Source organism: Streptomyces bugieae (assembly GCF_036352915.1).
Classification (GTDB): Bacteria; Actinomycetota; Actinomycetes; order Streptomycetales; family Streptomycetaceae; genus Streptomyces; species Streptomyces endophytica.
The window spans coordinates 40,400-56,974 of sequence record NZ_JAZBJP010000020.1; the positions used below are offsets into that span (position 1 = coordinate 40,400).

The window sequence follows — 16,575 nt, forward strand, 5'->3', positions numbered from 1 at the left end:
ACCGGTGGGCCGCGGCCCTCAGGCGATCAGGGACGACAGATCGCCGCGGGCCCGGGCCACCACCGACTGGTCGTAGCGGCGCAGCAGCAGCCGGGCCAGCTCGGGGGCGTCGCCGAGGACCGGCGCGAGGACGTCCGCCCGGGCCTCCCGGGCGCCGGCCGCGATCCGGTCCGGGAGGAAGCCGGGGGCGATGACGTAGGGGGCGACAGCCACCCGCGCCACGCCCTCGGCCCGCAGGGCCCGCACGGCATCGGCCGTGCGGGGCAGGGATGCGGAGGCGAACGCAGGTCGCACGGCACACCAACCAGCGGTGCGCCGCCACTCCCGCGCGATTTCAGCGATCACTGCGATCGCCTCCGGGTCTGAGGAGCCCGCCGAGGCCAGTACGACCCCGGTCGAGCGACGGTCGCCGGGCCGCAGCCCGGCCTCCGCCAGCCGGCGCTCCAGCGCGGCGGTCAGGAGGGTGGACGGGCCGAGCACCTCGGCCTGACGGATGTTCAGCAGGGGCAGCCGGGCGGCCGCCTCGCGCAGCACCGCCGGGATGTCGGCCTTCGCGTGGAACGCCCGGGTGAGCAGCAGCGGCAGCGCCACCACGTCCCGCGTTTCCTCGGCCGCCAGCCGCTCCAGCACCCGCGGGACCCGGGGCGCGTTGAAGTCGAGGTGGCCGACCTCGACGCGCAGCCCGGGCCGCAGCGACCGGACCCGCGCGCAGAGCGCGGCGACGGTCGCCGCGTGCCGCGGGTCGCGGCTGCCGTGGGCGATGACGAGGAGAGTGGGACGTGCGCTCATGGGATCAGTTCTTGACGAGGAGACCGCGGCTGCGCAGCACCCGCCGCTCGATCGGCGCGAAGATCAGCAGCTCGATGCCGATGCCGACGACGAGGATGAGGAAGATCGCCGCGAGCACCCAGGACATGTCCTGCAGCTCCCGGCCCTGCTCCAGCAGCTGGCCCAGACCGGTGCCCAGGTCGGGCGCGTTGACGATCAGCTCGGCGGCCATCAGCGAGCGCCAGGAGAACGCCCAGCCCTGCTTCAGGCCCGCCAGGTAGCCCGGCAGCGCGGCCGGCAGCAGCACGTGCCGCACCCCGGCCAGCCCCGTCGCGCCGATGGTGCGGCCCGCGCGCAGGTAGAGCGGCGAGATCTGGTCGACGCCGGCCACCAGGCCGTTGGCGATGGAGGGGACGGCGCCGAGCAGCACCACCGCGTAGATCGTGGCGTCGCTCAGCCCGAACCAGATGATCGCGGCCGGCACCCAGGCCACCGACGGCAGCGACTGCAGACCGCTCAGGATCGGCCCGATCGCGGCCCGGACGGCCTTGACCTGGGCGACGATCAGCCCGAGCACCGTACCGATGGCGACCGAGGCCACGAAGCCCAGCGCACCGCGCGAGATGCTGGTCCACACGAAGCCCAGCAGCGTGCCCTCCAGCCACTTCTGCTGGAGCGAGCGGGCGACGTCGACGGGGCTGGGCAGCAGGTAGTGCGGCTTGAGCTGGAAGTGGTAGGCGAGCTGCCACAGCGCCAGCACGATGGCGATCGCGACGACCGGCGGGACCGCCTTCGACACGGCCGTCCGCAGCCAGGGCTGCCGGTGCACCACGCTGGATTCGAGGGCGTCGAGCCCGGCCTCCAGACCTGCGAGGTCCGCGGCGTCACCGCCCTTCGCGGCGGCGCCGGAGGCGGCCGGGGCGTCGCCGGTCCGGGTGGTCGTGGACTCGGCCTGGGTCTCAGTGCTGGCCATGGCGGCGGATCTCCCCACGGAGCTGTTCGGTGATCTCGATGGACAGGTCGGCGACCGCGGCGTCCTCGATGCGCCGCGGCTGCGGGATGTCCACCTGCCACTCGCGGGCGACCCGGCCCGGACGGGAGGACAACAGGACCACCCGCTCGGCCAGCCGCACCGCCTCGCGGACGTTGTGCGTGACGAACAGGACCGACAGCTGCGTCTCCTGCCAGATGCGGGTCAGCTCGTCGTGCAGCACGTCCCGGGTGATGGCGTCCAGCGCGGCGAACGGCTCGTCCATCAGCAGCAGTTGACTGTCCTGGGCGAGCGCCCGGGCCATCGCCACCCGCTGGCGCATGCCGCCGGACAGCTCGTGCACCCGCTTGCCGTAGGCGCCCTTGAGGCGGACGAGTTCGAGCAGCCGCTCGGCCTCGTCGCGGCGCTCGGCCCGCGGCACCCCGCGCAGCCGCAGCGCCAGTTCGATGTTGCGGCCCGCGGTCAGCCACGGGAACAGCGCGTGTTCCTGGAACATCAGGGCCGGCCGGCCGCCCGGCGTCTCGATGCGGCCGGCGGACGGCGCGTCCAGACCGGCCACGAGGTTGAGCAGGGTGGACTTGCCGCAGCCGGACGCCCCCAGGAGGCAGACGAACTCGCCGGGTGCCACCTCGATGTCGATGTCGTCCAGCACGTGCTGCTGGGCGCCCGGGCGGCCGAACGACTTCGAAACGTGATCGATGCGAGCCGCGTACGGCACGGTGGTGCCCGTGTCCGCCGTGGCGGGCCGCTGCTTGGTGAGCGTGGTGGTCGTCATCGGTGTCACCTCCTGGGGGAGTGCGGTGCTACGGGCTTACTTGGTGCCGAGACCGGCGTCGTCGACCGGCTGCTTGCCCTCGGACTTGAGGACCTTGTTCAGCAGCGTGAGGTCGTAGATGCCCTTGAGGTCCGGCTTCTTCAGCAGGCCCGCCTTGACGGCGTGGTCGGCCTCCTCCTGGAGGGTGGCGGCCAGCGGGTCGTCGGTGATGTCGATGTTCTTGAAGGCCGGGTCGAGGACGTTCGCCGGCAGTGCCTTACCGGCCACGTCCGGCTCGGCGAGCTTGGCGTTGAGCGCCTTCTTCGCCTCGTCCGGGTGCGACCGGATCCAGGAGTTGGTGTTCACCGAGGCGCGCAGCACCGCCTCCACGGCCTTCGGGTGCTCCTTGAGGAACTTCTGCGAGACGATCACGTTCGTGATGACGAACTTGCCGTCCTTCCACAGCTTCTTCTCGTCCAGGATGGTCTTGCCGCCCGCCGCGACGAGCTTGGAGGCGGTGGGCTCGGGCACCCAGGCGCCGTCGATCGAACCCTGCTCGAAGGCGGTCGGCGTCACCTTGTTGTCGGTGCGCTGGACGGTGACGTCACCCTTGCCGGTGGTGGCGTCGACCTTGTAGCCCTTGTCCGAAAGGAAGTTGAGCAGCGCCACGTCCTGGGTGTTGCCCAGCTGCGGGGTCGCGATCGTCTTGCCCTTGAGGTCGCCGAGACCCTTGACCTTCTTGGGGTTGACGACGAGCGAGACACCGCCGGACGCCGAACCGGAGATGATCTTCAGGCTCTTGCCGTGCGACTTGGCGTAGCCGTTGATGGCGGGGGAGGGGCCGATCCAGCCGATGTCGATCGCGCCCGAGTTGAGCGCCTCGATCTCGGCGGGGCCCGCGTTGAAGAGGGAGGTCTTCACCTCGGTGCCGCCCAGCTCCTTCTGGAACTGGCCGTTCTGGAGGCCGATCAGGGGGGTGGCGTGGGTGGTGTTGCCGAAGAAGCCGAGCTTGATCTGATCGAGCCCGTCGGTCTTGGGCCCCTTGGGGGCGACCTGGGCGGAGGTGTCCTTCTTGGCCTCGGAGCCGTAACCGCAGGCGCCCAGCGCGCCGATCAGCACGGGGACGGAGACGGCGGCCGCCAGCAGGCGGTGTCGAACGGCAGACACGGAGGTGTTTCCTCTCGGAGGGCCGGGGACCACGCGCCCTCTAAGGCGCGCCCGGCGGTGCGATGGATCTTCGGAAAGGAGGCGTGGGGGGTACGGAGTCGAGCATCGTCAGCACACACATCGGCCGACTCCGCCCTGTCCGCTCCCCAGGGCGCCGCTGCCGATGCGGCCGCCCTCCTTGGCGAAGGTCGAGAACACGTCGTTCAGCATGTTCAGAAGTCCCATCCGTCGTCGTCCGTCGCCTCGGCCGGCGCCGCCTCGGCGGCCGCCTCGGCGAACGCGGTGCCCGCCATCCCCGCGGTCAGCGTCGTGCCGTCCGCCGGGTCGATCAGCAGGAACGAACCGGTGCGCCGGGAGTCCGCGTACGCGTCCAGGGCCAGCGCCTCGGCCGTCCGGACCACCACCCGGCCGATGTCGTTGGCGGCCAGCTCACCGGGCGCCGGGTGCTGCGAGAGGTCGTCCAGCGTCAGTCGCGACGGGATGTCCTTGACGATCGCCTTGACGGTGCGGGTGGTGTGCTTGAGCAGCACCCGCTGTCCGACGGTCAGCGGACGGTCCGCCACGTGGCACACGGTCGCCTCGATGTCCTGCGTGACGGCCGGCGCGGTCGCGGACGGGGCGATCAGATCACCGCGCGAGACGTCGATGTCGTCGGCGAGCCGGACGGTCACCGACTGCGGCGCCCAGGCGACGTCCACGGCCTCCCCGAGCGCGTCGATCCCCTCGATCGTGCTCGTACGGCCCGAGGGCAGCACGGTCACCGCATCGCCGACGCGCAGCACACCGGCGGCGATCTGGCCCGCGTAGCCGCGGTAGTCGGGGTGCTCGGCGGTCTGCGGACGGATCACGTACTGCACCGGGAAGCGCGCCGGGTCGTCCGACGGATCGGCGACCACCGGCACGGTCTCCAGGTGCTCCAGCACCGTCGGGCCGCCGTACCAGTCCATGTTGGCCGACGGGGTCACGACGTTGTCGCCGGCCAGCGCGGAGATCGGGATCGCGGTGATCTCCGGGACGCCCAGCGAACCCGCGTAGGTCGTGAACTCCTCGGCGATCGCGGCGAAGACGGACTCCTCGTACCCGACCAGGTCCATCTTGTTGACGGCCAGGACGACGTGCGGGACGCGCAGCAGGGCGGCGACCGCGGCGTGCCGGCGGGTCTGCTCGACCACGCCGTTGCGGGCGTCGACCAGCACCACGGCCAGCTCGGCGGTGGAGGCGCCGGTGACCATGTTGCGGGTGTACTGCACGTGCCCCGGGGTGTCCGCCAGGATGAAGCGGCGGCGCGGCGTGGCGAAGTAGCGGTAGGCGACGTCGATGGTGATGCCCTGCTCGCGCTCGGCGCGCAGCCCGTCGGTCAGCAGCGCCAGGTCCGGCGTCTCCTGCCCGCGGCCCAGCGACGCGCGCTCGACGGCCTCCAACTGGTCGGCCAGCACCGACTTGGAGTCGTGCAGCAGCCGGCCCACCAGCGTGGACTTGCCGTCGTCGACGGAACCGGCGGTCGCGAAGCGCAGCAGCGAAGTGGCGCCGGCGTCCACGACGCCCGGGGTGGCATTGGTGGTGCTCATGGTTAGAAGTACCCCTCGCGCTTGCGGTCCTCCATGGCGGCCTCGGACATCTTGTCGTCGGCCCTCGTCGCGCCTCGCTCGGTCAGCCGGGACGCGGCGATCTCCGCGATCACGGCCTCGATGGTGGCGGCGTCGGAATCGACCGCACCGGTGCAGGACATGTCGCCGACGGTGCGGTAGCGCACCAGACGGGTCTCGACCGTCTCCCCGTCCTTCGGGCCGCCCCACTCGCCCGGCGCCAGCCACATGCCGCTGCGGGCGAAGACCTCGCGCTCGTGGGCGTAGTAGATGGCGGGCAGTTCGATCTTCTCGCGGGCGATGTACTGCCAGACGTCCAGCTCGGTCCAGTTGGACAGCGGGAAGACCCGGACGTGCTCACCGGGCGAGTGCCGGCCGTTGTACAGCTGCCACAGCTCCGGGCGCTGCCGGCGCGGGTCCCAGCCGCCGAACTCGTCGCGCAGCGAGAACACCCGCTCCTTGGCGCGCGCCTTCTCCTCGTCCCGGCGGCCGCCGCCGAAGACCGCGTCGAAGCGGTTCTTCTCGATGGCGTCCAGCAGCGGCACGGTCTGCAGCGGGTTGCGCGTGCCGTCGGGGCGTTCGCGCAGCTCACCGCGGTCGATGAAGTCCTGCACGGACGCGACGTGCAGTCGCAGGCCGTGCCGCTCGACGGTGCGGTCGCGGTAGTCGAGGACCTCGGGGAAGTTGTGCCCGGTGTCGACGTGCAGCAGCGAGAACGGCACCGCGGCCGGCGCGAACGCCTTGAGCGCCAGGTGCAGCATGACGATGGAGTCCTTGCCGCCGGAGAACAGGATCACCGGCCGCTCGAACTCGCCCGCCACCTCGCGGAAGATGTGCACCGCCTCGGACTCCAGCGCGTCCAGGTGCGACAGCGCGTACGGGGAGTCGCCCTCGTGCCCCGGGCCGGTCTCGGTGATGGAAGCAGCCGTGGTCACGCCAGTCCCCTTTCGGTGAGCAGCTCGTACAGCGCCGCGGCGGACTCCTGCACGGTCTGGGTGTGCGACTCGATGCGCAGATCGGGCGACTCGGGAGCCTCGTACGGGTCGTCGACGCCGGTCAGCCCGGAGATCTCGCCCGCCGCCTGCTTGGCGTACAGGCCCTTCACATCGCGCTCGGAGCACACCTCGACCGGGGTCGCCACGTGCACCTCCAGGTACGCGGTGCCCTCCTTCTGGTGGCGCCCCCGCACCGCCTCGCGGCTGTCCGCGTACGGCGCGATCACCGGCACCAGCGCCTTGACGCCGTTGCTGGCCAGCAGTTCGGCGACGAAGCCGATCCGCTGGACGTTGGTGTGCCGGTCCTCGCGGGTGAAGCCCAGGCCCGCGGAGAGGAACTCGCGGATCTCGTCGCCGTCGAGCACCTCGACGCGGTGGCCCTCGCCGCGCAGCTTCCCGGCCAGCTCGTGCGCGAGGGTCGTCTTGCCCGCGCTCGGCAGACCGGTCAGCCAGATCGTGGCGCCCGTCATGGATATCTCCTGATGCGTCGTCATCCGTGCAGCCCGCACTCGGTCTTGTTGCTCCCGGCCCAGCGGCCGGCCCTGGCGTCCTCGCCCTCCAGCACCCGCCGGGTGCAGGGCGCGCAGCCGACGGAGGCGTAGCCGTCCATCAGCAGCGGGTTGGTGAGCACACCGTGCTCGGCCACGTACGCGTCCACGTCCGCCTGTGTCCAGCGGGCGATCGGCGAGACCTTCACCTTCTGCCGCTTGGGGTCCCAGCCGACGACCGGGGTGTTCGCCCGGGTCGGCGACTCGTCCCGGCGCAGCCCGGTCGCCCAGGCGTCGTACCCGGTCAGGCCCTCTTCGAGCGGCTTGACCTTGCGCAGCGCGCAGCACAGGTCCGGGTCGCGGTCGTGCAGCTTCGGCCCGTACTCGGCGTCCTGCTCGGCCACCGTCTGACGCGGCGTCAGGGTGATGACGTTGACGTCCATCACCTCGGCGACCGCGTCGCGGGTCCCGATCGTCTCGGGGAAGTGGTAGCCGGTGTCCAGGAAGACCACGTCCACGCCCGGGAAGGCCCGCGAGGCCAGGTGCGCGACGACCGCGTCCTCCATCGAGGAGGTGACGCAGAAGCGCGGACCGAAGGTCTCGGCGGCCCAGGTGAGGATCTCCAGGGCGGACGCGTCCTCCAGGTCGCGGCCCGCCTGCTCGGCGAGCTGCTGAAGATCGGTAGCGGTGGTCACGACGTACCTCCGTCAGTGGCAGGGGAGTTGGCGGACGTCCCGGGGGCCAGCAGGCCCCGGAACGTCAGCCGGAACGCGCGGCTGCAGGACCGGCATTCCCACGAGCCGTGGCCCTCCTCGGAGGGCCGCAGGTCCTCGTCCCCGCAGTACGGGCAGAAGAACGGCGCCGCTCGCTCGCTCACTGTGCCTCCCGCTCGGCCGTGTGGCGTCCGCTCACTTCAGCGCACCCTCTTCCGCCCGGGCGGCCCAGGTGGCGAAGCGCTCGCCGTCCTCGCGCTGCTCCTGGAAGTTGCGCAGCACCCGCTCGATGTAGTCGGGGAGCTCGTCGGCGGTGACCTTCAGGCCGCGGACCTTGCGGCCGAAGCCGGCCTCCAGGCCCAGCGCGCCGCCCAGGTGCACCTGGTAGCCCTCGACCTGGTTGCCGTCGTCGTCCAGGACCAGCTGGCCCTTGAGGCCGATGTCCGCGACCTGGATGCGGGCGCAGGCGTTGGGGCAGCCGTTGAGGTTGATGGTCAGCGGCTCGTCGAAGTCCGGGAGGCGGCGCTCCAGTTCGTCGATCAGGGACGCGCCGCGGCCCTTGGTCTCCACGATCGCCAGCTTGCAGTACTCGATGCCGGTGCAGGCCATCGTGCCGCGGCGGAACGGCGAGGGGTTGACCTGGAAGTCCAGCGCCTCCAGGCCCGCGACCAGCGCGTCGACCTGGTCCTGCGCGACGTCGAGGATGATCATCTTCTGCTCGACGGTGGTGCGCAGGCGGTCCGAGCCGTGTGCGGCGGCGAGTTCGGCGATCTTGGTGAGGGTGGTGCCGTCGACCCGGCCGACGCGCGGGGCGAAGCCCACGTAGTAGCGGCCGTCCTGCTGCCGGTGCACGCCGACGTGGTCGCGCCACTTCTGGACGGGCTCCTCGGGCGCGGGGCCGTCGATCAGCTTCCGGTTCAGGTACTCGTCCTCCAGCACCTGGCGGAACTTCTCGATTCCCCAGTCGGCCACCAGGAACTTCAGCCGGGCGCGGTTGCGCAGCCGGCGGTAGCCGTAGTCGCGGAAGATGCCGACGACGCCGGCCCAGACGTCCGCGACCTCGTCCAGCGGGACCCAGGTGCCCAGCCGCTGGGCGAGCTTGGGGTTGGTGGAGAGCCCGCCGCCGACCCACAGGTCGAAGCCCGGGCCGTGCTCGGGGTGGACGACGCCAACGAACGCCACGTCGTTGATCTCGTGGACCACGTCCTGGACCGGGGAGCCGGAGATCGCGGTCTTGAACTTGCGCGGCAGGTTGGAGAACTCCTTGCTGCCGATGTAGCGCTCGTGGATCTCCTCCACGGCCGGGGTGCCGTCGATGATCTCGTCCTCGGCGATACCGGCCACCGGGGAGCCGATGATCACGCGCGGGCAGTCGCCGCAGGCCTCGGTCGTGGACAGCCCGACGCCCTCCAGCTTCTCCCAGATGGCGGGGACGTCCTCGATCCGGATCCAGTGCAGCTGGATGTTCTGCCGGTCGGTGATGTCCGCGGTGCCGCGGGCGTACTGCTCGGAGACCTCGCCGATGGCCCGGAGCTGGGCCACCGTCAGCCGGCCGCCGTCGACCCGGACCCGCAGCATGAAGTACTTGTCGTCCAGCTCCTCCGGCTCCAGGATCGCGGTCTTGCCGCCGTCGATCCCGGGCTTGCGCTGGGTGTACAGGCCCCACCAACGCATGCGCCCGCGCAGGTCGTTGGGGTCGATCGAGTCGAAGCCGGCCTTGGAGTAGATCGTCTCAATGCGTGTCCGCACATTGAGACCGTCGTCGTCCTTCTTGAACTGCTCGTTTCCGTTGAGCGGCGTGAAATGACCTACGGCCCACTGGCCCTCGCCGCGGTGGCGTCCGGCCTTGCGGCGGGTCGAAGCGGCTGCGGGTCGGTCGGGGGAGGCGGCCATGGATGTACGTCCTTCTGGGCGGGCGGGGGGATCGGGACCGGCGCCGGACGCCCAGGCTGACCTGCGCAGACACACCGAAGCGCGGCGCGTGGGCAACGCGTCGGCGACAGCTGCGGGTCAATGGGGGTTCCGGCGCGTCCGCGACGATGGGGACGGCGGGTGATCGGTGGTGCCGGGTGCTGTCCAGGGCCATGGGCCCCGGCTGGAAACAGCCTCAGCCCGCCCGACAAATGGCGCTGGACATGCGGCCGAGGTCGACGTGCCGCCGACTCACCAAGGCAATTCCAGCTCTGGACATGACGGAAGCGTGGCACGCCGCTCTCCGGCCAGTCCACCGCTATCCAGGATTTGGACACCCCTGTCCCGCTTGATGAGACAGAGTGAGGTCGGTCACCTTCCGGCGGTCGGCTGCGGCAGGGACGCGAGCGGCCCGGCGCCCGGCCAGGGGCCCGGCGCAGGCACCTCGGGCTCCTCGGTCACCGTGGTCTCGTAGACCCGGAAGCCGCGGCGCTCGTAGTTGGCCATCGCGTGCACCCCGTCCAGGCTGCAGGTGTGCACCCAGACCCGCCGCGTCGACGGGCACTCCGGCCACCGTTCGGCCAGGTCCCAGGCCCGCTCGATGCCGTACGTCAGCAGATGGCCGCCGATCCGGCGACCCCGGAAGGCCGGTATCAGCCCGAAGTAGGCGATCTCGACGGAACCGTCCGGTCCCGCGGCCAGCTCGATGAATCCCGCGGGCGTCCCGCGCTCGTACGCCACCCAGGTCTCGACCCCCGGCCGACCGAGGTACTCCGCCCACTGCGCGTGCGACCACGGCAACCGGTCGGTCCAGGTGACGTCCCCGCCCACCGCCGTATAGAGGAAGCGGCTGAATTCCGGCGAAGGCACCTCGGCCCGGGCGATCCGGACGCCCTGTCCGGCCGGCGGTTCCTGCCCGGGGGACAGGGCGGCGCGTGAGGTCTGTTCGAGATACCAGGTGGTGACCGAGAGGCTCATGCGCCCAATACATCACACCGGGGGCGGGCGCGAGGCGGGGCCGAGGGGGAGGGGCGTCCCATGTCCCGGATCGTGAGACGGTGGTTCGCATCGTGGGGCATTCCCGGCCCGTCCGGTCCCTGCGGCCGCTCACCCAACCTCGCGTCCCGTGCGTCCTCACACGCTCCCGGTCAGCCTGGCGAAGACCACCACATTGCCCGTGTACCCGGACCCCGCCGCGTACGGACCGCCGCAGGTCAGCACGCGCAGCTCGGGGCGTCCGGTGCTGCCGTAGACCTTACGGGCGGGGAAGTCGCGCTGGTCGAAGACCTGGACGCCGTAGACCTCGAAGACCGCGGTCCGCCCGTCCGCACGGATCACCCGGATCGTGCTGCCCTTCGCGAGGCGGCCCAGCCCGTAGAAGACCGCGGGACCGCTGTGGGTGTCGACGTGCCCGACGAGGACGGCGGTGCCCCGCTCCCCCGGAGAGGGAGCGTCCGCGTACCAGCCCGCCAGATTGGGGTTCCCGTCCGGCGGGGCCTCGATCCAGCCGTCCTTGTCCAGGCCCAGCGGCAGCACCGGCGCGGACACCGCGAGCGACGGGATGTCGACCTCGGCCGGGGCCGACCGGGGCAGTGGCGCGGCCGCGGGGCCGCCCGCGCCACCGGGCACCACCGAGGTGGCGGTCCCCGGCTGCGGCGGCCCGCCCGGATCGTCCGACAGCCCCTGCCGCAGCATCCCGAACCCCACCAGACCGGCCAGCGCGAGCACCCCCCACCGCGGCCGGCGCGCGACCGCGGCGGCTTCCCCCGGGGCCGCCTCCGGCGGATCCGTCGGGCTCATCGCTCACCTCCCGCACGCCGCGGCCACCACCTCCATGGCCCGGTCGGCACGCTAGGCGGTGCCCACCCCGGCGGCGACACCGGACGGCCGAACGGGTGCCGGCCCCGGACCGGGCCCGGTCACGTCGGGTCCCGGACCGGGCCCGGTCACGCCGGTTCCCGGGCCGGCCGCGGTCACGCCGGGCCGAACACCGCGTCGGCGAGGCGCTCGACCTGGTCCGCGTCGGGCGACCAGCAGTAGAGCATCACCTCGTCCGCGCCGATCGCCCGGAAGGCGGCCACCGCGGCGCGGATCGCCGCCGGGGTGGTGAGCAGCCCGTCCACGACGTGCGCCGTGTAATCACCGGGGCCGTAGTACGCGCGCAGTTCGCGGCGGGCGCCATCGAGCGTCTCCTCGGGGCCGAGAGCCGCGTTGACCTGCGCCACCAGCCGCGGCCGGCCATCACGTCCGGCCCGCGACCAGGCCGCCTCCACGTTCCGGAACAGACCGTCCATGTGCTGCGGGGGCAGCGCGGCCCCGAGGAAGCCGTCGCCCCAGCGGGCCACGCGCTCCATCACGGCCGGCACGAACCCGCCGAAGAGCACCTCGGGCCCGCCGGACCGGGCCGGCGCGGGCCCGACCGGGCCGACGTCCGCGGAGAGCGGCTCCCCGGCCCAGAGGCGCCGCAGGGTCGCCGGCTGCGCGTCGAGCCGCCGGCCGCGGCTGCGGAGGTCGACACCGGCGGCCCGGTAGTCGTCGTCCCGGCCGCCCAGACCGATGCCGAGCGTGAAGCGGGAACCGGAGAGCAGATCGAGCGTGGCGGCCTGCTTGGCGAGCAGCGCCGTGCGGTGCAGCGGGGCGAGCAGCACCTCGGTCTGCAGCCGGATCCGGGAGGTGGCGCCGGCCAGGGTGGCCAGCGTGATCAGCGGCTCGGGGTTGGTGAACACCAGCCGGTCGAGCAGGGCGACGTTGGTGAACGGGGTGGCTTCGGCGCGCCGGGCCCAGCTCAGCAGCTGCGCGGGTCACCGATGGGAAGGCCGAGTCCTACGGACATGGAAGTACTCCAGAAGGAAGGGCACCCGCCGGCCGGCGCGCACGCCACCGGCGCACACGTCGTCCGGGCAGGCACGATCGCGGATCGTCGTTGTCGCCCACTCATTCGGCCGCGCGTGCGTACCGCGCCGGCTGCTCCCGTTCTGCGACGTCCTTCTGGAGAGCTGAAGTCAGAGTGCGCCCACCGTAGGACGGGCGAGGGCGGGGCCGCATCCGAATTTCCGGCGCGGGTTCGCCCTACCGCTCAGGCGAACTCGCCGTTCCCCGTTCCGACCCGGCGGCTTCCCCCGTCCGGTGCGCCGTGCCGCGCCGCCGGCTCAGGACGTGTGCCGCCCCCGCCGGGCCGCCGCCACCGCCGGCGCCAGCGAATGCGGCAGCAGCCGCCCGGGCCGCGCCGGGAGCCGCAGCTCCACCTCCACCCCGTCGGCGAAGCGGTACGGCCGGTGCGCCAGCACGCTCCCCAGGTGGCGGCGCAGCCGGGACAGCTCGGCGCGCACCGTCACCGTCCGGCCGGCGTCCCCGAAGAGGTCCTGCGCGAGTTCGGCCGCGGTACGCCCCTGCGGCTGCGCGGCCAGCACGAAGAGCAACTCGGCGTGGCGCGGCGACAGCTCGTGCGACCAGCTGTCGGCCGGCCCGCTGACCGTGACCGTCGAGCCGTCCCGCCGGCTGACGTCCAGGACGACCCGGCTCGGCACCGGCTCCCGCTCCGCCCGCCCGACCCGGATCAGCCAGCCGCCCGGCAACGGCTCCAGGGCGCACATGCCGTAGCGCGGCAACCACAGCGGCCCGGCCTCGGGCGCCTTCGGCAGCGCCACCCGGTCCGGCGGCGTCAGCCCCGTCACGCCCACGACCCAGCCGTTCGGATCGACCACCAGCGCCTGCCCGCCGAGCCGCGCCAGCACCGGCGCCGCGCTCGACCGCAGCCGCTCCAGGGACCGGTGGTGACGGGTGCGCAGCTCGCCCTCGGCGAGCCGGGCGACCGCGGACACCAGCGAGAGCGTGGTGGGGTGGAAGGACTGCGCCGGTCCGCTGACGTCCACGGTGCCCAGCAGCCGCCCGTCCCGCGGGTCGTGCAGCGGCGCCGCGGCACAGGTCCACTGGTGGTGGCTGCGTATGAAGTGCTCGGCGGAGTGCACCAGTACGGGGCGGCGGGCCACCAGGGCGGTGCCGATGGCGTTGGTGCCGACGACCTGCTCCGTCCAGTCGGCGCCCTTGTCGAAGCCGAGCCGGTCGGCCATCCGCCGCACCGGCGCGCTGCCCTCCCGCCACAGGACCCGGCCCTCGGCGTCGGTGACGACCATGATCTGCTGCGCGGCGTCCGCGGCCGCCAGCAGCCCCTCGTTCAGCACCGGCAGCACCGCCGCCAGCTGCGACTTCTGCCGCCGGTGCTCCAACTCGGCCACGGACAGCGGCTGTTGGGGCGGCTCGGCATCCGGGTCGACACCGGAGTCCAGCGCCCGGCGCCACGATGCGCCGATCACCGCACGGGGGGCGTCGGCCGGGCCGCCGGGCGCCCCGCCGGCGAGCGCGGCCTCGCGGACGGTGGCGAGCCGGCGGGCCGTGGCGCGGATTTCCTGGGCCGACCAGATGGCACTGTCGATCGTGCTGTCGCTCACGCTGCTCTCCGTTGTGCACTGTCCCCTGGGGGGTGTCCCCCCGATCATGCCGGGCTCACGGGTTCACGGTCGGCCCGACCGGGAGGCACCCCCGGCCCGTGCGCCCATCGTGCCGTCATCGGCCTTCCCCGGAGGGGCCATTGCCCACATCGGCCCCCGGGAGTGCAACGCACTGCAACCGTTGTGGCGTATGACGGGTAAACGGGACTCTGTCCCGAGCGGCCGATGGCATCTCGCCACCGCGGATTCGCCGGTCACCCGTCGGAGAACCCGCCGGTTGTCGCCGGGAAGTCCATCGGCCGCGCGACGTCGGCACGGTGCGGGGGAGGGGGCTCCATGGTGGCCGCTGCTCCGCGCGTCGTGGTGATCGGAGCGGGTGAGGGGGTACGCAGGGCACGGGCCGCCCGGCTGGCCGGCCACTACGCGATCCCCCTGCTGCGCGCGGTCGACGTCCTGATAAAGCGTCAGTCACTGCCCACCGACGGCTATGTGATCGACAGTCCGCCGCAACTGCTCGACCGGGTGGCCGGGGTCGGCGGTCTGCTGCCCGTACCGGCCTTCGCCGACCTCGTGGTGCTGCTGCCCGAGTCGGGAGGGAGCACCACGGAGGAGACCTCCCGCGTGCTGCGCTACTGCGACGCGCGCGGGGCGCTGCTGACCGTAGGGGCGGACACCCCCGACGACGAGATCATCCTGGTCATCGACGCGGCGCTGCGCGGGCGCGGCGACCCGGAAGGCCCGCCCCGGACGCCCTGGCGGCCCTGAGACCGGGGAGCGGTGCCGAGTCGGCGCGGCACCGCTCCCCGACCGGCGCGGCGGCGGTTTTCCCCCTGTCCCGTCCCTTCGCGAGGCCACGGCCCGAAGCGACGGGGAACCGCCGCCGCGTCGAGGCCTTGCGGGCGGGCCCGGCACGGCCTCAGCGGCCCGCCGGCCGGTGAGCTTCAGCCATGTGGGGCCCCCGGGGGAACTGCCCTTAGGGGCGGGCGAACGGATCCCGTAGGGGACGCGAAGGCCCCCTGCGGGGCCACAACGAGGTGGTAGCGAGGGGTATTCCCGGGACTCTTGGGCAGCCGTGGGGCTTTGGCGTTCAGCGCCGCCGGTCGTCCTCTCAGGGATCCAGTACCGGCCGGGACCGGTCCACCACCGCTGCCAGGTCCAACGTGTGCGGCAGCGTGCCGAAGGCCGCGCCGGCGTCGCCGCCCAGGCGGGAGGCGCAGAACGCGTCCGCGACCGCGGGCGGTGCGTGGCGCACCAGCAGCGAGCCCTGGAGCACCAGCGCCATCCGCTCCACCAGGCGCCGGGCCCTGGCCTCGATGCCCTCCAGGTCGGCAAGTTCGGTGAGCATCCCCTTGATCGCCCGGTCCAGCCGGTGGTCCGCGCCGCGCGCCGTACCGATCTCGGTCAAGTAGGCGTCCAGCGCCCCGGGTTCGCGGCGCAGGGCGCGCAGGACGTCCAGCGCCTGGACGTTCCCGGACCCCTCCCAGATCGAGTTCAGCGGCGCCTCGCGCAGCAGCCGCGGCAGCCCCGACTCCTCGACGTAGCCGTTGCCGCCCAGGCACTCCAGCGCCTCGGCCACCACCGGCGTGCAGCGCTTGGTCACCCAGTACTTCGCCGCCGGGACCGCCAGCCGCAGCAGCTGCCGGTCCTGTTCGGTGCCGCCGTCGTACGCCGCCGCCAGCCGCAGCGCGAGGGTGGTCGCCGCCTCCGACTCCAGCGCCAGATCGGCCAGGACGTTGCGCATCAGCGGCTGGTCGGTCAGCCGGCGGCCGAACGCCTCGCGGTACGCGGTGTGGTGCAGCGCCTGGGCCACCGCCTGCCGCATCACCGCCGCCGACGCGCTGACGCAGTCCAGCCGGGTCGCCGCGACCATCTCGATGATCGTCGCCACCCCGCGCCCCTCCTCGCCGACCCGGCGCGCCCACGTCCGCCCGTCGAACTCGACCTCCGCCGAGGCGTTCGACCGGTTGCCGAGCTTGTCCTTGAGCCGCTGGATGCGGAAGGAGTTGCGGGAGCCGTCCGGCAGCACCCGCGGCAGCAGGAAGCAGGTCAGTCCTCCCGGCGCCTGGGCCAGCACCAGGAACGCGTCGGACATCGGCGCCGAGCAGAACCACTTGTGCCCGGTCAGCGCGTACTCGCCGGGCGCCGACAGCGGCTCGGCGCGCGTGGTGTTGGCCCGTACGTCGCTGCCGCCCTGCTTCTCCGTCATGGCCATGCCCGCCAGCGCGCCGGCCTTCTCGGCGGCCGGCCCCAGCTCCCGCTCGTAGATCCACGAGGTCAGCAGCGGCTCCCATTCGGCGGCCAACTCCGGCTCGTGGCGCAGCGCGGGCACCGCCGCATGGGTCATCGACAGCGGGCAGCCGTGGCCGGCCTCGGCCTGGGTCCACACGATGAAGCCCGCGGTGCGCCGCAGATGGCCGTCCGGCCGCGACCAGGCGTCGTTCAGCCCGGCGGAGACGGCGTGGCCCAGCAGCCGGTGCCAGGCCGGGTGGAACTCCACCTCGTCGATCCGGTGGCCGTAGCGGTCGTGGGTGTGCAGCACCGGGGGATGGGTGTTGGCCTGCTCGCCCCACTGCTGGGCGTGCGCGGAGCCGGCGGCTTCCCCCAGCCGGCCCAGTTCCTGACGGACCTCGTCCAGCCGGTCGGCGGCGATGTGCCGGGTGATGCCCTCGGTGAGGGCCGGGTCGCTCGCGAACACGTCGTATCCGACCAGCGGCGGGGGCTGGTTCGTGACCGTGTGAGTGGTGGCTGCCATGC

The 16,575-nt window shown here is 72.9% G+C and carries 16 protein-coding genes and 1 pseudogene; 1 reads left to right on the plus strand and 16 read right to left on the minus strand.

Annotated features, from left to right (window positions below):
* Positions 1-18 precede the first annotated feature (18 nt).
* The 15 genes and pseudogenes from V2J85_RS25930 to V2J85_RS25995 all read right to left on the minus strand — a co-directional run bounded on the left by V2J85_RS25930 (position 19) and on the right by V2J85_RS25995 (position 13,821).
* Positions 19-789, minus strand: coding sequence for a sirohydrochlorin chelatase (locus V2J85_RS25930; protein ID WP_261955094.1), 771 nt, complete (start codon positions 787-789; stop codon positions 19-21).
* 4 nt (positions 790-793) lie between these two features.
* Complete coding sequence (locus V2J85_RS25935; RefSeq protein WP_261955093.1) at positions 794-1,741, minus strand: ABC transporter permease; 948 nt, start codon at positions 1,739-1,741, stop codon at positions 794-796.
* The gene (locus tag V2J85_RS25940) at positions 1,728-2,534 is read right to left on the minus strand and encodes an ABC transporter ATP-binding protein (RefSeq protein WP_261955092.1); all 807 of its coding nucleotides are present in this window, start codon (positions 2,532-2,534) and stop codon (positions 1,728-1,730) included. The genes V2J85_RS25935 and V2J85_RS25940 overlap by 14 nt, the downstream gene beginning before the upstream one ends.
* 36 nt (positions 2,535-2,570) lie before the next feature.
* Positions 2,571-3,680, minus strand: a complete 1,110-nt coding sequence (locus tag V2J85_RS25945; protein ID WP_261955091.1) for an aliphatic sulfonate ABC transporter substrate-binding protein — start codon at positions 3,678-3,680, stop codon at positions 2,571-2,573.
* A 212-nt stretch (positions 3,681-3,892) separates the two neighbouring features.
* Positions 3,893-5,248, minus strand: coding sequence for a sulfate adenylyltransferase subunit 1 (locus V2J85_RS25950; RefSeq protein WP_330822886.1), 1,356 nt, complete (start codon positions 5,246-5,248; stop codon positions 3,893-3,895).
* A gap of 2 nt (positions 5,249-5,250) precedes the next feature.
* Positions 5,251-6,201, minus strand: coding sequence for a sulfate adenylyltransferase subunit CysD (gene cysD / locus V2J85_RS25955; RefSeq protein ID WP_261955089.1), 951 nt, complete (start codon positions 6,199-6,201; stop codon positions 5,251-5,253).
* Positions 6,198-6,731, minus strand: a complete 534-nt coding sequence (gene cysC / locus V2J85_RS25960) for an adenylyl-sulfate kinase (RefSeq protein WP_261955088.1) — start codon at positions 6,729-6,731, stop codon at positions 6,198-6,200. Before cysC ends, cysD begins: the two co-directional genes overlap by 4 nt.
* A 20-nt stretch (positions 6,732-6,751) precedes the next feature.
* Entirely contained in the window at positions 6,752-7,444 is a 693-nt protein-coding gene (locus V2J85_RS25965; protein WP_261955087.1) for a phosphoadenylyl-sulfate reductase, read from the minus strand.
* The gene (locus V2J85_RS25970; RefSeq protein WP_261955086.1) at positions 7,441-7,626 is read right to left on the minus strand and encodes an eL43 family ribosomal protein; all 186 of its coding nucleotides are present in this window, start codon (positions 7,624-7,626) and stop codon (positions 7,441-7,443) included. The genes V2J85_RS25965 and V2J85_RS25970 overlap by 4 nt, the downstream gene beginning before the upstream one ends.
* 31 nt (positions 7,627-7,657) lie before the next feature.
* Positions 7,658-9,355, minus strand: a complete 1,698-nt coding sequence (locus V2J85_RS25975) for a nitrite/sulfite reductase (protein ID WP_261955085.1) — start codon at positions 9,353-9,355, stop codon at positions 7,658-7,660.
* A 214-nt stretch (positions 9,356-9,569) separates the two neighbouring features.
* Positions 9,570-9,653 carry a putative leader peptide gene (locus V2J85_RS41420; RefSeq protein WP_350257049.1) on the minus strand — a complete coding sequence of 28 codons (84 nt, stop codon included), beginning with the start codon at positions 9,651-9,653 and terminating at the stop codon, positions 9,570-9,572.
* A gap of 92 nt (positions 9,654-9,745) precedes the next feature.
* Positions 9,746-10,351 carry a GNAT family N-acetyltransferase gene (locus V2J85_RS25980; RefSeq protein WP_261955084.1) on the minus strand — a complete coding sequence of 202 codons (606 nt, stop codon included), beginning with the start codon at positions 10,349-10,351 and terminating at the stop codon, positions 9,746-9,748.
* Positions 10,352-10,507: 156 nt separating this feature from the next.
* Entirely contained in the window at positions 10,508-11,173 is a 666-nt protein-coding gene (locus V2J85_RS25985) for a class F sortase (RefSeq protein WP_330822888.1), read from the minus strand.
* A 173-nt stretch (positions 11,174-11,346) separates the two neighbouring features.
* Positions 11,347-12,206: pseudogene (locus V2J85_RS25990) on the minus strand (LLM class flavin-dependent oxidoreductase).
* 316 nt (positions 12,207-12,522) lie between these two features.
* Positions 12,523-13,821, minus strand: a complete 1,299-nt coding sequence (locus tag V2J85_RS25995; RefSeq protein WP_261955082.1) for a helix-turn-helix domain-containing protein — start codon at positions 13,819-13,821, stop codon at positions 12,523-12,525.
* A 336-nt stretch (positions 13,822-14,157) separates the two neighbouring features.
* On the opposite strand from V2J85_RS25995, the gene V2J85_RS26000 reads away from it, so the two are divergent.
* Complete coding sequence (locus V2J85_RS26000; protein WP_330822889.1) at positions 14,158-14,586, plus strand: hypothetical protein; 429 nt, start codon at positions 14,158-14,160, stop codon at positions 14,584-14,586.
* A gap of 343 nt (positions 14,587-14,929) precedes the next feature.
* Here V2J85_RS26000 and V2J85_RS26005 read toward each other — a convergent pair whose 3' ends face one another.
* Positions 14,930-16,573 carry an acyl-CoA dehydrogenase family protein gene (locus V2J85_RS26005; RefSeq protein ID WP_261955080.1) on the minus strand — a complete coding sequence of 548 codons (1,644 nt, stop codon included), beginning with the start codon at positions 16,571-16,573 and terminating at the stop codon, positions 14,930-14,932.
* Between the last annotated feature and the right edge of the window lie 2 nt (positions 16,574-16,575).

Bases quoted from the DNA above. Each gene is read 5' to 3' on its own strand.
- V2J85_RS25975 (WP_261955085.1), bottom strand. From the start codon at position 9,355: ATGGCCGCCTCCCCCGACCGACCCGCAGCCGCTTCGACCCGCCGCAAG.
- V2J85_RS25950 (WP_330822886.1), bottom strand. From the start codon at position 5,248: ATGAGCACCACCAATGCCACCCCGGGCGTCGTGGACGCCGGCGCCACT.
- cysC (WP_261955088.1), bottom strand. From the start codon at position 6,731: ATGACGGGCGCCACGATCTGGCTGACCGGTCTGCCGAGCGCGGGCAAG.
- V2J85_RS41420 (WP_350257049.1), bottom strand. From the start codon at position 9,653: ATGTCCAGAGCTGGAATTGCCTTGGTGAGTCGGCGGCACGTCGACCTC.
- V2J85_RS25980 (WP_261955084.1), bottom strand. From the start codon at position 10,351: ATGAGCCTCTCGGTCACCACCTGGTATCTCGAACAGACCTCACGCGCC.
- V2J85_RS26005 (WP_261955080.1), bottom strand. From the start codon at position 16,573: ATGGCAGCCACCACTCACACGGTCACGAACCAGCCCCCGCCGCTGGTC.
- V2J85_RS25935 (WP_261955093.1), bottom strand. From the start codon at position 1,741: ATGGCCAGCACTGAGACCCAGGCCGAGTCCACGACCACCCGGACCGGC.
- V2J85_RS25930 (WP_261955094.1), bottom strand. From the start codon at position 789: ATGAGCGCACGTCCCACTCTCCTCGTCATCGCCCACGGCAGCCGCGAC.
- V2J85_RS25985 (WP_330822888.1), bottom strand. From the start codon at position 11,173: ATGAGCCCGACGGATCCGCCGGAGGCGGCCCCGGGGGAAGCCGCCGCG.
- V2J85_RS25940 (WP_261955092.1), bottom strand. From the start codon at position 2,534: ATGACGACCACCACGCTCACCAAGCAGCGGCCCGCCACGGCGGACACG.
- V2J85_RS26000 (WP_330822889.1), top strand. From the start codon at position 14,158: ATGGTGGCCGCTGCTCCGCGCGTCGTGGTGATCGGAGCGGGTGAGGGG.